Raw genomic sequence first — 14,240 nt, forward strand, 5'->3', positions numbered from 1 at the left:
ATATTCTTCCGCCGACTGACATCATTCCACCAACGGATATTCTTCCGCCGACTGACATTATTCCACCTACAGATATTATCCCCCCAACAACTTACATCGGTTCACTGTTGTCGAGCGGGGCGTTTGTGTCTGGAGATGTGTACTGTGACGGCGTTCATCTTGAAAACGGAACGTTCAGTGTTAAACAAGGCGTGAGTTTTAGTTGTACCTTGGGTCACCTTACTTTAGGTGATTTCACTGCTCCTTTCCCTGAGATAACAGAGTTCACGATTTCAAATGATGGGCTTAACGCGGCATTTGAGTTGACAGAATTACACGGAGACAACGTTACTAAAGTACTCGAATCAATTGATGTTTGTGAGACAGAAAGTGCTATCTGTTTAAAAGAACTGGATGCTTTTGATATTGAGGATGTGTTCTCGCAACTTGATGATCAAGATGCTGTCGATGCATACTTTTCATCGAAAGAAGAAGAATCTACCGATGAAGTAGGTAAGGCTCCTAGTTCACACGTAGACACAACTGTTGTTCCTGCGGTTGACCCTAATGCGGACAATAACCTTAACGCTGGTTTTGTTTCTGCAGACGCGGAGTCTACCTATGCTTATAAGCCAAGTGTTGAAGGTAAGGTGTTAACTCGCAGTAAGCTTACAGATGCTAATGGTACGCCGATTTCTGGGATCAGTTTCTTTTCGGCTAACGCGACGGGCGTGACGGATGAAGAGGGAATTTTTGAGTACCTGTGGGGTGACAGAATCGCTTTTGGTATTGATACGTTTGAGTTTGGCTCCATTACGGGTAATCAGATTGCTTATCAATTGTCTGATGTGACCAATAATGTGGTAGAGAAAGCGAATATCCAGTCATTACTAGAGCGCTACGCGGTTGATCATCTAAGCCATTATGAGATATCTGAAGAAGTCCAAGATACCTTTTCAAAGTACCCTAACGTTATAAATGAACTGATTAACCTAACTCTGCCAAATGGGGGATTAATAGAGGGTACAGACTTTGAACTTCCTAATGAGTTTGTTGGTCAGTTTAGCCAAGGGTTAACGGCAGTAATCGATGAGCAGCTGCGCCAAACGCCTCAGTTTATGGATTATGTTCGTCAACCTGCCGTTTTATCTATGGATTCTGGTCAGTATGTAACAGAGTCTCTGCAGCAAATCTTTCACAACGTCACCACATTCCATGTATTCAATGATAATGGTAGCTTTTACGGTGCAACGGGTTATACCCGTGGTATGCGAGCTCTGAATATATCGAACAGAGCATTCCCTGTGATGATGCCAAGAACTGATAAAAACCGTGAGCTTTACTTTGGTGAGCAACAGGCCTGGACTCGTGAAGGCAAGCCTTACATCGCACAACACCCAAGCATCTCGATGCCGCCGATTCCTTTAGTCTCTGAAGACAACGCGACTTATGGTTTTCCATTCGTTACAGCAGGCGAGATAGGCAAAGGTAAGGTCGTGTTCATGGGTAATGGCTTATATCCAAGTATTCTGTCATGCCCTGAAAATTATTGGGCCAATCGAACATTGCATATCGATAGCAACAAACAACAGTGCACTGTTTCGACGTTCGAAAACCTACTGCATGATGACCAAGGCAGCATGAGGTCGTTTTTCTCGAACTTGTTTGAGTGGTTCAATAATGGTCTGCCTATTGCTGGGATGAATACAGTCACCAATATTGACCAAGCTTATTCGGCTTATCACCACTCCACAATGGGTAAGCAGTACACGTTTTTTGTTAGTCCTCAGTATGGTTTTGCATCAGTAGAAAAGCGCGGTTCAGGTGACTTTGATGGTTTGGATGCGAGCACCACGCCTATTTTGATCCTTCAGGCATACCCACCTAAGTTGGTTCAAGATGGCATGACTAACCAGTTTGTTGCTGACTTGGATAACCCTAACTTAAACCAAGACGATATTACGGCTCTTATTAACTATGTTAATGACGGTGGCAATATCTTGTTTATGGATGCGATTCAAACGACTAACCCTGAACCTATTGGGCGCTTAGCGGACGCCGCGGGTGTATCTCTAGGTGGTGAAAACGTTACGCCAACAAACCAAGCTTTCTGCGGTAGCTCTTATTACTGCCAAGCGCCGTATCCAAATCTTCACGTGAAGAGTGAAAAGGAAATGGTGGTTCTTGAGCGTTTTCAAGATAACCAAGGAGAGCCTCCGTTCACGGTAAATCAAGATGGTACGGTTGAGTGGATTGAAGATGAATCCAAAATCAAGTTTGAAATCCCGACTTATGAGGTTGCTAAGTTAGACGCTGAGGGGAAGCCAGTGCTTGATGCGTCTGGTGTAACGGTAATGGAGGCAAAATCCGCACGTATCTTTGTTGAATCTGTAGCAGAGCGTGAAGCGGCGATCAAAGAACTGCAGTCGGCATTCGTTGGCACTGAGCTTTGTCAGAACGAGTATGAATACGAATTTAACTGTATAGAGACTCGTTCTGGAGACGGTGTGACTGTTCGCGGTGCTTATCATAGAGCCGATTTCGATCGCTATGAAGTGAGTAAAACCATTGTCGACAGTATGGTGAAAGCAGCGAACTTGGGTTCTAACTTTACAGCGCTCTACGAGCACGAGATTTACTATCGCACGAAAGGTACTCAAGGTAAGCGTCTGTCTAACAGCGAATTGAATCAAGCGTTTGATAACCTGTCTGTTTGGATGTGGAATGACAACGCATACCGATTTGAAACAGACATACAAGATGAGTTGGGGTTCAAGCAAGCTGTTCAGTTCCTTAACTGTTATACCGAAGACTTACATCAAACAGATACACTAGAAGCACAGTGTCCTGTTGACCTAAAAGCGTCGTTAGTCGCTAATGGAATGATACACGGCGAAGGTGAGTTATCGGGACAGTTGAATCCGAGCTATCCATTAAATTACATGGAGAAACCTCTGACTCGCATTATGTTGGGGCGCTCATTCTGGGATCATGAAATCGTTGTTGATACCACAATGTATCCGGGTCGAACTTCAGGTGCATCTTCGTCAAGTTCGGTTCTTGTCCAAACAGATGGCAAGGGCGTCACGTATTCGGCTGGGAACAATCAATCGACAGGTTTATGGGCTCCTCAGCTACAAGATGTGACGATTAGTCATGGTGTCGCTGCAACGATCACTGTGATGATAGCGGATGACCTTACAGGCAAGCCGAATCATGAAACCAGTTTGAAGCGCCCTCCGCGTATGCAAACTAACTATGCTTACGACGGTTCGAACTTAACCTTCAAGGTGCCATATGGCGGCCTTATCTACATTCAACCGAAAGTAAAAGAGCTTGGTGAAGTCTCGTTTAGCATTGAGGGCGCGTTAAAAGCTGCTTGGTGGAAAGAGGGACAGTGGATTAACACTATTCAATCGGCAGACGCACCAATTGCAGAAATCGATACGGGTTCATTTATTTACACTACACCAATAAGGAATCTAGAATCCGCTGATTTGAACCAATTCGCAACAGATATGAATCGATTCGCTGAAGCTGCAAGTGACTTCTACGGGCGTGATGAGAAACAAAGCACTGGTTTACACCGTAGGTTCACTTATCCAGAACTGAAGGCGTTCCGCCATCGTTTTGTGAATGACGTGCAGATTTCGATTGGTGCTGCTCACTCTGGTTACCCAGTGATGAATTCAAGCTTTAACGCAAATCGGACATACATTCCAACCAACCCTGTGAACGACTGGTTGTTGTGGCATGAAGTTGGTCATAACTTAGCATCAGCTCCTTTCCTAGCGGCTGGTAGTACAGAAGTGACCAATAACCTTCTTGCGTTGTATATGCAGGAGTTAGAGGGGCGCAATGCAAACCCTGAAATGGATCGTATTAAATCGGATATTAAGAAAGCACCTAAATGGCTAGAGCTTAATAATGAACATGCGTGGTCACATGGTGATGCAGGTTTACGATTAGTTATGTTTGGTCAGCTAAAAATCTGGGCAAAATCGAATTTTGCAATTGATGATTGGTATACACGCGGCGCAAGCCAATCTGATGTGTATGGTGAAGATGAAGGCTGGAACATGTTCAAACTTATGCACCGTAAAGCTCGAGGTGATACAGAGGGTGATGCGGTTGAAAACTATTGTAGTGCCAAAGATACTGGGCTAACCGGTGGCGACTTAATGCTGGTATGTAGCTCCTACGCTTCGAACTATGACTTAAGTGATTTCTTTGTTGCTTGGAACGTGGGAGAAACCTCGATGACTAATGCTGATGGCTCGAAGTCTTATAGTGGTGGAATTAGCTCTAAAGGTCTTAGTGCGGTTGAACAGTTAAAACTAGATAAACCAAAGAACAGCCCCTTGAATGTTGATTCAATTTACTAACGCTAATTCTTGCTAAGGCATTTTACAGCTAAAATATAAACGCCACACTTAAATTACGTGTGGCGTTTTTGTTGCAATGTTCTAGAAATTTCAGCTAGATCAGTCTTCTACATGATGTTTAATACTTCGGCTGCCATTGGTTGGCTGTCCTTGCTAGAGAAAGCAGGTTAAACTGTTTGCATCATAATTCTAAAGGATGGTGCCATGTACCACGGTCATATCTATTTCCCTCTGCGCTTTGCAGAGCAGGCAGAAACACTGCGTCAGAAAATTCTATCGGAACGTAAAGATGTGTTAGAGACTTTCCCATTAATACAGCGTTTGGTTGGCCCGCATAAAATGCCGATGTTTGAGATTCACTTTGCGAACAAAGAGTCGGGCATTGTGGAATGGCTTGAAAAAGAACGCGGTGACATGTCGGTGTTGATTCACCCAGTAACCGGCGGTGAAGAAACTCTAGACCATACAGTACGTGCGACTTGGCTTGGTCGCGAGCTTGGTGTATTCGAAGATACGCTGACTAGCTAATTCAATTCTGCGCCCGACAGTGTGTACCTAATATTTGTACTTAGTAACTTAGTAATTTAGGTGCTGTCGGGTGTGTCGGTGCACACCTCGTTTTGCTCATTGTCTTCTTGCCTAAATAACTAGCTTCTCCAGCTATTGCCCAGTAACAGTGATACTGCTACCGACACACCTAATGCGATTAAGATATTAGGTAAGTACAGCCCCCAAATCGCGACACAAACCGCCACCGTTACCGCTGCCCACAATAGTGTTTCTAAAATCCAAGTGCCCATAACATAACTCCTAACTAGATTGTGCGACTAGCATAACCAAGCAAGGGTAAACTTTTGGTCACCATCCAATAACCATTTAGGCAAATCGTTACAGCATGACTTTGACGATGAACTCATGGTTGTGAGTTTCATGAGTAAACTGCCAACCTTGGTTCTGACAAACGCGATCAATGAGCTCTAGGCCAATACCAAATGAGGTTTGCTGTTCAGAGTCGTTTGCTAGTTTTTCATCTTCCAAACGGTTGATCACCTCAAACTGATGTTCTGTCAGTGTGATACATATATCTCCGTTGCCACCGTGTTGGAATGCATTTCGGACTAAGTTGGTGATCACAACCTCAGTTAACTCGCGGGGGAGGGAGTGTTCGCCTTGATCGACCTTGGTTTGAATGTCCACTTCTTTGTTTTTTAGAAGATATCGTTGGCTTTCGATAATATTATTGAGCAGGGATTCTAGCTTGATTTGCTCATAGTTGGTCTCTATCTCGTTGTTACGACTCATCCATAGCAGAGTCGTTACCAAGGCCTTCATGCTGATGGCTGAACGTTGGATTCGCGCTACGGCACGTTGACCACTGTTTGGAATGTTTTCGGATAACCGCACCAGCATATCGCCACTGGCTGAAATAGTGGCAATCGGTGTTCTTAATTCGTGGCTTGCTGCTCTCAAGAAAAAGCTCTCACGCTCATTGGCTTGGCGTTCACCCTGTACGCTTTTAACCAGTTGCGAAGCCAACTTATGGATCTCTTTATACCGAAACTGAGTCAGCCCTTCTGTGTTGTCCACATCCAGAGATTCAGACCATTTTGATAGGGTAAGAATCGGTTTGGTGACTCTGTGTATCAAAAGGCGAATGATCAAGAACACCAAGAGCAATAGGACGCCGATGGCAATGAAGGCATTGTTAATTTGGTTGACGGAATCGGGTGGGTTGAGCTCGAATAGATTCAAGTAGATGGCTTCATCGTACTCAGAAATGATGTACAGCGATTCGTCTTTTCCAGAAATTTGATGTTTGGCGGCGTAGAGGTATTGGCCTGACTCATTGTTATGTGATTGCTCGTAATGTTCATAAATAGCGTCGTTATCAAATGCATTCCAATCAAAGGCTTGTTGAAATTTAGCGGGCAGTTCCGAATAGGTTAGAAAGGCTTGGAATGTCGGGTTTTGATAGTCTGGTAGTTGCCCTGTTTCGATGTAACGTTGCTCTGCGACTTCCAATTCATACAAGAATCCATATTTTGCCGATTCATTAAGGCCAATCTGGTAGCTCTGTGAAACCATCAAACTGTAGATTGCCGTTAGTAACACCACTATTCCAAATAAATAGAGGTAGATGTCACGCTTAATACTGACTCGATTCATGTTCGCGTGTTTCATGATGGCTCCTCATGCAAGACAACACCAATACCATGAACTGTGTGAATCAGTTTTGAGTCAAAGGGCGCATCAACCACTTGTCGAAGCTTAAACAGGTGCGCTTTCACGCTGTCAGAGCTTGGCATTTCGTCTTCCCATGCTTCTTCAAGTTTGGCTTTGCTCACCACGTTAGGGCTGTTTCGCACTAACATCACAAGCATTCGCCAACAGACTGGGGACAGCCTCAATAGCTTGCCGTCTCTAAGGGCTTGGTGCTTGTCTAAGTCCAGTTTGAGATCTGCCACAGACAGTGACGTCACCGATCCTTGAGAGCGACGTATCAGCGCCATAAGCCGTACTTTCAGCTCTTCCATCGCAAAAGGTTTCACTAGATAGTCATCCGAACCCACTTCGAACCCGGCGATTTTGTCTTGTAATGTGTCCCTTGCCGTTAACATAAGGATAGGTGTCGTGACACCTTGGTGGCGAAGAGATTGACAGACATCGAGCCCGTCCATTTTGGGCATGTTGATGTCCGTCAAAATGATGTCATAACGCCCCTCTAACGCAAGATTGAGTCCTGCGCTGCCATTGTAAGCAAAGTCGAATTCGAAACCGTCGAGTTCCATATAGTCTGCAATGGCTTCTGCTAAGTCGCTGTCGTCTTCAATCAGCAGGGCGTTAATGCTCATAAGTGTCCTTACTTTGTTTCTCGTTCTCTTTTCCAAGCCCAAATAGGCGGCTGAATAAGAAGCTGTAGTCGATAATTCCAATTTGGCGCATGCCATAACTGTTGGCACAGTTTAACGTAGCCGTGGAAATATACCTTAAATGGGTTCACAGAGTTGATTCTCGGGAACACACCGTATCTGACTTCTTCCTCTTCTTTAGCGAAGGTGCCGAACATACGATCCCAAATGATAAAGATGCCAGCATAGTTCTTATCAAGATACTGCTTGTTGGTCGCGTGATGCACTCTGTGGTGTGAAGGCGTATTAAACACCGCTTCAACAGGGCGGGGCAGGCGCTTAACTGTTTCGGTGTGCAATAGCGTTTGATAAAGCTGCACAAAGGTTTCACACATCAGCACCACAAACGGATTGAATCCGAGCAGGATTAACGGCAAATAAAAGAAGAACGGGAAGAACCAATCCAAAGGCCCGAATCGGTAAGCGACAGAGATATTAAAGTAAGGCGAGCTATGGTGAACAGAGTGCGTTCCCCAAGCTAAACCGTTGCTGTGCAAGAATCTGTGTTCCCAGTAGTACGCGAGATCGGCCAAGATCAAGCAACCCAGAATTGTCCAACCAGATATCGGTAGCTGAGTTAGGCTGAAATTCTCGTAGGCGTAAACAAACGTGCCCACATAGGCTAACCCGACAAAGAAAAGGGTCACCAACAAGAAGAACAAGGTGACTAAGTTAGTCGCGCTGTCTCCCAACATATTCCAGCTGAGCTTTTTCTTAAAGGCATAGCGGATAAGCTCAAAGATAAACAGAGCCAGAGCAAGCAGCAGAAAATTATCATCTACCCAAGTTTCGGTTAGGATGATGCTCGTTTCTGTGAATGTTTGAGAGAGAAAATTCCCAATGCTATCCATAGTGAAATTCATAACTAAATCCTTTACTGATTGTTCTTATAATAGACGTATAACTCACTAGAATCTGGCAAACCATGCTGGTTCAGCTGGTGATGTTCTATAACCATATCCACTTCTTTTAGAATCGCGATACCTTCCCAAGCATGTGCTAGTTCTTGTTCAGTATGTTCGCCTTTACCTAGCAGAAGGGTGCTTTTGGATTTCCTTGGAATCTTAATTAATGGTTTTTTTTTATTTAATTTTGATTGCTGAGTCGGGAAGCCAATCGTGATTGTTGCTTCGCTGAAATCTAAGCTGATGTCTTGATAGATCACGATGACTTGTTGTTGTGCGCTCTCTTTGTCATCGGATTCGAGGTTCTGGTAGAAGTCCACCCACAACTCTGGAACATCCTCTAATGGAATCGTTTTGCTCAAACCTTGCAGATAGGTCGTGTTTGCAGTCGCCTGTTGTTTGACCTCTACGGACTTGTTTTTTGGCTGTTTGTAGATTGATGACTTGTTCGTTGATAACTCAGCGATTGGCTGCTCCGTCGATGCATCCGCAATCGCAGGCTGAATATGTAATAGCCCCCAGACAGCACCAGTAATACCGACTGTCGTGAGTATTGAAGCGAATAATTTCATGCTCTTTCCTTGTGGTTCATTTTTCTTATCAAGGACAGTAAAGGAGGCGAGGTAAACAAAAGGTAACCGTGGGGATTGTTTTGGTCAGAGGGTATAGGTGATTCATTAAAAAAGGCTCCTCAATTGAGGAGCCTTTGCTTTACAAAGGAACTGTTTTATCAAGAGCCTCTGTTCGTCAGCCTTAACCGCTAAACAGAGTAGGGGGATTAAGCCTCTGCAGTCACTTTAGAATCGCTCATCTTTTTAAGAGCTGCGTAACCAAAACCTGTTACCGCTGTACCTGCTGCAATCGCCACTAGATACATAAGAACTGGAGAGATAGCGCCAGGAATTAGCAGTACGAACAAGCCGCCGTGTGGAGCCATTAGTTGTGCACCAAACATCATTGATAGAGCGCCCGTTAGTGCGCCACCTGCCATACATGCTGGGATAACACGCATTGGGTCTTTCGCTGCGAATGGGATTGCACCTTCAGAGATGAAACATAGTCCAAGAACGAATGATGCTTTACCTGCTTCGCGCTCGCCTGCTTCAAACTTGTCTTTCACTAGGAAAGTTGCAAGGCCCATACCTAGAGCCGGAACCATACCTGCAGCCATGATTGCTGCCATTGGTGCGTAAGTTTGTGAAGCCAATAGACCAACACCGAACGTGTAAGCCGCTTTGTTTACTGGACCACCAAGGTCGAAACACATCATTGCGCCTAGAATCACACCCAGAAGAATCGCATTAGACGTTCCCATGTTGTTTAGGAAGTCTGTCATTGCGCTCATCACGCCTGAAACTGGACCACCAACGATGTAAATCATGACCAAACCAGTGAACAAACTCGCGATAAACGGAATGATCAGAATTGGTTTGAGGGCTTCCATGGACTGTGGAAGTTGAACCTTGTCGGCAATGAATTTTGCTGCGTAACCCGCAATGAAACCCGCTGCGATACCACCTAGGAAACCTGCACCTGTTGAGCTAGCCAACATACCGCCAATTAGACCTGGAGCCAGACCCGGACGGTCTGCAATAGAGAATGCAATGAAACCAGCAAGAACAGGAATCATCAGTGCGAATGCAGAACCACCACCGATAGTCATCAATGCTGCTGCTAATGTACCTTCTTCTTTGAACGCTTCGATACCGAATACGAAAGACAGTGCGATGATCAAACCACCCGCAACAACCACAGGAAGCATGTGAGATACACCTGTCATTAGGTGCTTGTACACACCTTTCTTCTCATCAGCAGGCACTGAATTTGAAGACGCTGTGTGCTGGTATGGCTTAGCTTCAGCGAATGCTTTTTCCATCTCTTGCTTTGTTTTCTTCAAAGCAGGACCTGTTGTGGTTTTGTATAGCGCTTTGCCGTTAAAACGATCAAGAGGAACGTCGATGTCGGCAGCGATGATAACAAGATCAGCGTCTGCGATTTCTTGGTCTGTCAGTTGGTTTTTCGCACCTACTGAGCCGCGAGTTTCCACTTTGATCTGGTGACCTAAGCGTTTGCCTTCTGCTTCAAGTGCTTCTGCTGCCATAAAGGTGTGTGCAACGCCAGTCGGGCAAGCGGTAATCGCTACGATCTTCTTGCTGCCTGTGCTTACTGTTGTAGAAGAGTTTGTTGAAGTACTAGTAACGGTAACTGCTTTTTCAACTTGAGCAGCGTCTAATACCGTTGCTTCTGCTACCGCTTTCTCTAGAAATGCTTTTGCATCTGCTGTGCATTCAGAGATAGCTGCTTGGTACACTTTTTTGCCAACAAAGCGCGCTTTATCAACGTTTGTGTTGGCAGCAATAACGACAACGTCGCTGCTGTCGATCGTGTCTTGTGATACTGGAGAGTTAGGTAATACGCTAGATTGACATTCAATAGCGGCGTTCCAACCCAGTGTTTTTGAAGCTTGCTCTAACAAGCCTGCTGCGATGATGCTGTTTGCTACGCCACTTGGGCAAGCTGTGATGATGGTAATATTCATAATAATCCCTTTGTCCTATTTACTTGTGTCTAACTGACTAGTTGGAGCACTAAGCGCCTGTAATTGGATATTTTGTCGTACTGAATCCAGCTCTTGTTGGCTGGTTACACCCACGCCTACCTGTGAAACTGCTAGAGCAGATAGGGCGGTTGCGAATTGAATAAGTTCTGGTTTTGGCATCTGTTGCATGTGACCCCAACATAGGCCTGCAACTAAGGTGTCACCTGCACCTACCGTGCTTACTACTTGCATGCGCGGTGGTTGAGCGTGTAACCACTCACCTTGGTTAAGCCACATCACACCTTCAGCACCAAGTGACACAACGATGTTATCGATGCCTTTTTCACTTAGGGCTTGGCCTGCGTGTTGGCATTGGTCGCGTGTAGTTAGTTCGGCGTTGAATAACTGAGATAGCTCTTCATCGTTTGGCTTGATCAGCCATGGTTGTGCATCGAGTCCCGCTTTAAGTGCATCACGGCTGCTGTCGAACAACACTTTCTTGCCCATATCGTGAAGTTTCTGAATCCACGATGCGCATAACATAGGTGAAATACCCTGAGGTGAGCTGCCTGCAATCACGAAATATTCGTGGTCTTCAGCTAACCCGAATAGAGTGCGCTCAAACTGCTCGATGGCAATCGGTGTTACCGCTACGCCAGGGAAGTTGATGTCGCTAACTTGACCACTTTCTTCTACTAACTTCACGTTGATGCGAGTTGCGCCGTCGACACGAATAAAGCGGTCAGTTGCGCCCATCTGTTCGAACAGTTGGCAGAACGGTTCTTCGTTATTGCGACCAAGGAAACCTGTTACGGTGACTTTAGCGCCAAGCTCTGAAAGTACTTTTGCTACGTTTACGCCTTTACCCGCTGCATGCAGTGAGCTTTTGTTCACCAAGCTAACTGAACCTACGTTTAGCACATCGATGCTACCTGTCAGATCCAGAGCAGGGTTTAGGGTTACGGTAACGGCTTTGATTTGTTTATCAGACATATCGATTTCCTAACCTTCGCCAAGGCCAGAAGCGATAGCTTTGCCAATAGACTCAAGTGCTTGAGCTGCATCTTCACCTTCAGCAACAAACTGAAGCTGATGGCCGTGTTTAACGCCAAGCGCGATTACTTTCATCAAGCTCTTCGCGTTCACTTCTTTTCCATCGCCATCTAGGTTTGATACGCGGATAGTTGATTCGAACTTCTTCGCTTCAGCGACTAGCATTGCGCCCGGACGAGCGTGTAGGCCGTGTGCATTTTTGATTTTGAATACCGCGCAGTTGTCGTCGTCTTGAGAAGCTGTAGAAACCGCTTCACCTTTTAGAAGGCCAATCACTTGTGCTGCGTCAGCGGTTAACAGTTGTTGCTGTTTACCTTCGAAAACCATCTTGCTTAGGTTTGCCAGAATAGATTGGTGAGCGCTGTTACAAGCAGCAAATGCCACCAATGCTTTAACTGGTGTGCCTTCGTATTCGCAATCGTTCGCTGTTGAAACGAAAGATACGCCAGTGCGAGTTACGCCTTTATCGCTGCCCAACAACCACAAGCCTTGGCCTAGGTGAGTCGGTGTTTTTGTTACTAAGTCAGCAACGAATGCATTGTCTGTGCAACCTGTGTTCTTAAGTAGGCCGCCCGCAACTGCCGACATTTGAATCATGTCGCTCGCAGGGAACAGTAGCTGAACTAAAGAAGCGTCTAGGTCGGCTTCAAGCTGAACTTCGCCGTTAAGTAGAGCGATGATTTCGTCTTCTGATTTCGCTTGCTTTAATTTCTCTTCAACACCGTCTGCCGCTAGAACCTTTGTTAGTTGCTTAAGGATGCCTAAGTGCTCGTCAGATTTCGCTGCAATACCAATTGCTACGTAAACACGGTTGCCGTCTGCCCAATCAATACCTTCAGGGAAGTGGTGTACCGCAACGCCTGTCTCTTTCACTAGGCCACGAGTATCCGTCGTTCCGTGAGGAATCGCGATGCCGTTACCTAGGAACGTAGAGTTCTGGTTTTCACGGTTCAACATTCCTTCAACGTAACCAGAGTCAACTAAACCTTTAGCTGTCAGGTCGCCAGCAATGCTTTGGATTGCTTTGAATTTGTCTTCGGCAGTTTGGCCTAGAGTGATGTCAGATTTTGATAATTTAAGCATGGTGCCTCTTTAGCGTATCGCTTGAGAATTTGTGTATCGCTACGATTCAGTCTAGAGCAATATTTGCCCGCTGCTTTATGCTTGCTGAATCGGTTCAGCATTCGGTGTAAAAAAATTCAGCAAAGCCGATTTTGGTTTTCAAAATAGTTTTGCTGCGTGTCGTAATTCCAGTTTCGTTAACAACAAGAAGCTGAATCACGACAAATGGCGCTCAATTCATTCAAAAGGATGATTGAAGTCACTTTTCAGATTTTGCTGAATCCTTTCAGCTTTTATACTGAATCGATTCAGCATATAATTCAACTAATCCAGGGATCAGATCATTGGTTATATGATCCTACGCACAAAATACAGGTCACTCATATGACACTTGATGAAATCGCTAAGTTGGCTGGAGTATCGAAAACCACAGCCAGTTATGTCATCAACGGCAAGGCGCAGAAATACAGAATCAGTGAAAAGACTCAACAGAAAGTCATGGCGGTTGTAGAAGAATATAATTACCGTCCAGACCACGCCGCTTCGTCGTTGCGCGCTGGTAATAGCCGTTCATTTGGTTTGATTATTCCGGATCTGGAAAACAGCAGTTACGCGCGTTTAGCTAAATTGATAGAGCAGAATTCACGCAAAGTGGGCTACCAGATATTGATTGGTTGTTCTGATGATGATGCTGAAACCGAACGAAAAGTGGCTGAAGCTTTGGTAAGTCGTCGTATTGATGCCTTGCTGGTTGCGAGCTCAATGCCAGATGCCAACGAGTTCTACTTAAAGTTGCAAAACTCAGGAACGCCTGTGATCGCAATTGACCGTCCGTTAGATGATGAGCACTTTGCTTGCGTACTCAGTGAAGATTTCGAAGCCGCGTTTGAATTGACGCACTCGATTCTCGATGACAACATTCATAGTGTTGGTTTGATAGGTGCACTTCCTGATCTAAATATCTCACGCGAACGTCACCTAGGTTTTGAAGCGGCGAATAAAGCACATACTCAACAAACAGGGCTAGCAGAAAACAAGCCGATGGTTGTGGGTTATGGTGAGCACTTTGATAGGGAATCTGGACGCGAGGTTTTTGAAGAGTGGATTGCAAAAGGCACGGTTCCTGATGCGATTGTGACTATGTCTTACACCTTGTTAGAGGGTGTGTTGGATGTGATGGTTGAAAAGCCAGAGCTGATTAATCAAGTAAAACTGGCAACCTTTGGTGATAACCGACTGCTCGACTTCTTGCCTTTCAAAGTCCATTCACTGCCGCAGCAATTCGAAGTGATTGCCGATAGTGCTTTTGCTTTGGCGTTAAATGCATCTGCTAAGCGTTACCAAGCGGGTATTGAACTCGTGCCGAGAAGCTTAGTGAAACGAGGCTAAATACGGTTAGTTTCCGTTT

11 protein-coding genes are annotated in these 14,240 nt (G+C 45.3%); 3 read left to right on the forward strand and 8 right to left on the reverse strand.

Annotated elements, in window-relative coordinates:
* The first annotated feature begins 2 nt into the window (after window positions 1–2).
* Complete coding sequence (locus tag ACED42_RS01130; protein WP_371701042.1) at window positions 3–4,364, forward strand: SslE/AcfD family lipoprotein zinc metalloprotease; 4,362 nt, start codon at window positions 3–5, stop codon at window positions 4,362–4,364.
* Window positions 4,365–4,568: 204 nt separating this feature from the next.
* The gene (locus ACED42_RS01135; RefSeq protein WP_017103393.1) at window positions 4,569–4,892 is read left to right on the forward strand and encodes a DOPA 4,5-dioxygenase family protein; all 324 of its coding nucleotides are present in this window, start codon (window positions 4,569–4,571) and stop codon (window positions 4,890–4,892) included.
* Between the two features lie 119 nt (window positions 4,893–5,011).
* Here ACED42_RS01135 and ACED42_RS01140 read toward each other — a convergent pair whose 3' ends face one another.
* From ACED42_RS01140 to fruB, 8 genes are all read right to left on the reverse strand, one after another.
* Window positions 5,012–5,164, reverse strand: coding sequence for a hypothetical protein (locus tag ACED42_RS01140; protein ID WP_371694520.1), 153 nt, complete (start codon window positions 5,162–5,164; stop codon window positions 5,012–5,014).
* Between the two features lie 88 nt (window positions 5,165–5,252).
* Window positions 5,253–6,545 (reverse strand): sensor histidine kinase, encoded by a 1,293-nt coding sequence (locus ACED42_RS01145; protein WP_371701045.1) that lies wholly within the window; start codon window positions 6,543–6,545, stop codon window positions 5,253–5,255.
* Window positions 6,542–7,216 (reverse strand): response regulator transcription factor, encoded by a 675-nt coding sequence (locus ACED42_RS01150; RefSeq protein ID WP_371701047.1) that lies wholly within the window; start codon window positions 7,214–7,216, stop codon window positions 6,542–6,544. The genes ACED42_RS01145 and ACED42_RS01150 overlap by 4 nt, the downstream gene beginning before the upstream one ends.
* Before the next feature lie 8 nt (window positions 7,217–7,224).
* Window positions 7,225–8,136, reverse strand: a complete 912-nt coding sequence (locus ACED42_RS01155; RefSeq protein WP_065680098.1) for a sterol desaturase family protein — start codon at window positions 8,134–8,136, stop codon at window positions 7,225–7,227.
* 11 nt (window positions 8,137–8,147) lie between these two features.
* The gene (locus ACED42_RS01160; RefSeq protein WP_371701049.1) at window positions 8,148–8,750 is read right to left on the reverse strand and encodes a hypothetical protein; all 603 of its coding nucleotides are present in this window, start codon (window positions 8,748–8,750) and stop codon (window positions 8,148–8,150) included.
* A gap of 206 nt (window positions 8,751–8,956) precedes the next feature.
* On the reverse strand, window positions 8,957–10,717 hold the full coding sequence (gene fruA, locus ACED42_RS01165; protein WP_017096325.1) for a PTS fructose transporter subunit IIBC: 1,761 nt from the start codon (window positions 10,715–10,717) through the stop codon (window positions 8,957–8,959).
* Window positions 10,718–10,732: 15 nt separating this feature from the next.
* The gene (gene pfkB / locus ACED42_RS01170; protein WP_371701052.1) at window positions 10,733–11,710 is read right to left on the reverse strand and encodes a 1-phosphofructokinase; all 978 of its coding nucleotides are present in this window, start codon (window positions 11,708–11,710) and stop codon (window positions 10,733–10,735) included.
* Window positions 11,711–11,719: 9 nt separating this feature from the next.
* On the reverse strand, window positions 11,720–12,853 hold the full coding sequence (fruB, locus tag ACED42_RS01175; protein ID WP_371701054.1) for a fused PTS fructose transporter subunit IIA/HPr protein: 1,134 nt from the start codon (window positions 12,851–12,853) through the stop codon (window positions 11,720–11,722).
* Window positions 12,854–13,216: 363 nt separating this feature from the next.
* On the opposite strand from fruB, the gene cra reads away from it, so the two are divergent.
* Entirely contained in the window at window positions 13,217–14,221 is a 1,005-nt protein-coding gene (gene cra / locus ACED42_RS01180) for a catabolite repressor/activator (protein ID WP_032499489.1), read from the forward strand.
* Window positions 14,222–14,240 lie beyond the last annotated feature (19 nt).

It is taken from the genome of Vibrio sp. FF145, assembly GCF_041439075.1.
Lineage (GTDB): Bacteria > Pseudomonadota > Gammaproteobacteria > Enterobacterales > Vibrionaceae > Vibrio > Vibrio tasmaniensis_A.

Bases quoted from the DNA above. Each gene is read 5' to 3' on its own strand.
- ACED42_RS01155 (WP_065680098.1), bottom strand. From the start codon at position 8,136: ATGAATTTCACTATGGATAGCATTGGGAATTTTCTCTCTCAAACATTC.
- ACED42_RS01150 (WP_371701047.1), bottom strand. From the start codon at position 7,216: ATGAGCATTAACGCCCTGCTGATTGAAGACGACAGCGACTTAGCAGAA.
- cra (WP_032499489.1), top strand. From the start codon at position 13,217: ATGACACTTGATGAAATCGCTAAGTTGGCTGGAGTATCGAAAACCACA.
- pfkB (WP_371701052.1), bottom strand. From the start codon at position 11,710: ATGTCTGATAAACAAATCAAAGCCGTTACCGTAACCCTAAACCCTGCT.
- ACED42_RS01145 (WP_371701045.1), bottom strand. From the start codon at position 6,545: ATGAAACACGCGAACATGAATCGAGTCAGTATTAAGCGTGACATCTAC.
- fruA (WP_017096325.1), bottom strand. From the start codon at position 10,717: ATGAATATTACCATCATCACAGCTTGCCCAAGTGGCGTAGCAAACAGC.
- fruB (WP_371701054.1), bottom strand. From the start codon at position 12,853: ATGCTTAAATTATCAAAATCTGACATCACTCTAGGCCAAACTGCCGAA.
- ACED42_RS01160 (WP_371701049.1), bottom strand. From the start codon at position 8,750: ATGAAATTATTCGCTTCAATACTCACGACAGTCGGTATTACTGGTGCT.
- ACED42_RS01140 (WP_371694520.1), bottom strand. From the start codon at position 5,164: ATGGGCACTTGGATTTTAGAAACACTATTGTGGGCAGCGGTAACGGTG.
- ACED42_RS01135 (WP_017103393.1), top strand. From the start codon at position 4,569: ATGTACCACGGTCATATCTATTTCCCTCTGCGCTTTGCAGAGCAGGCA.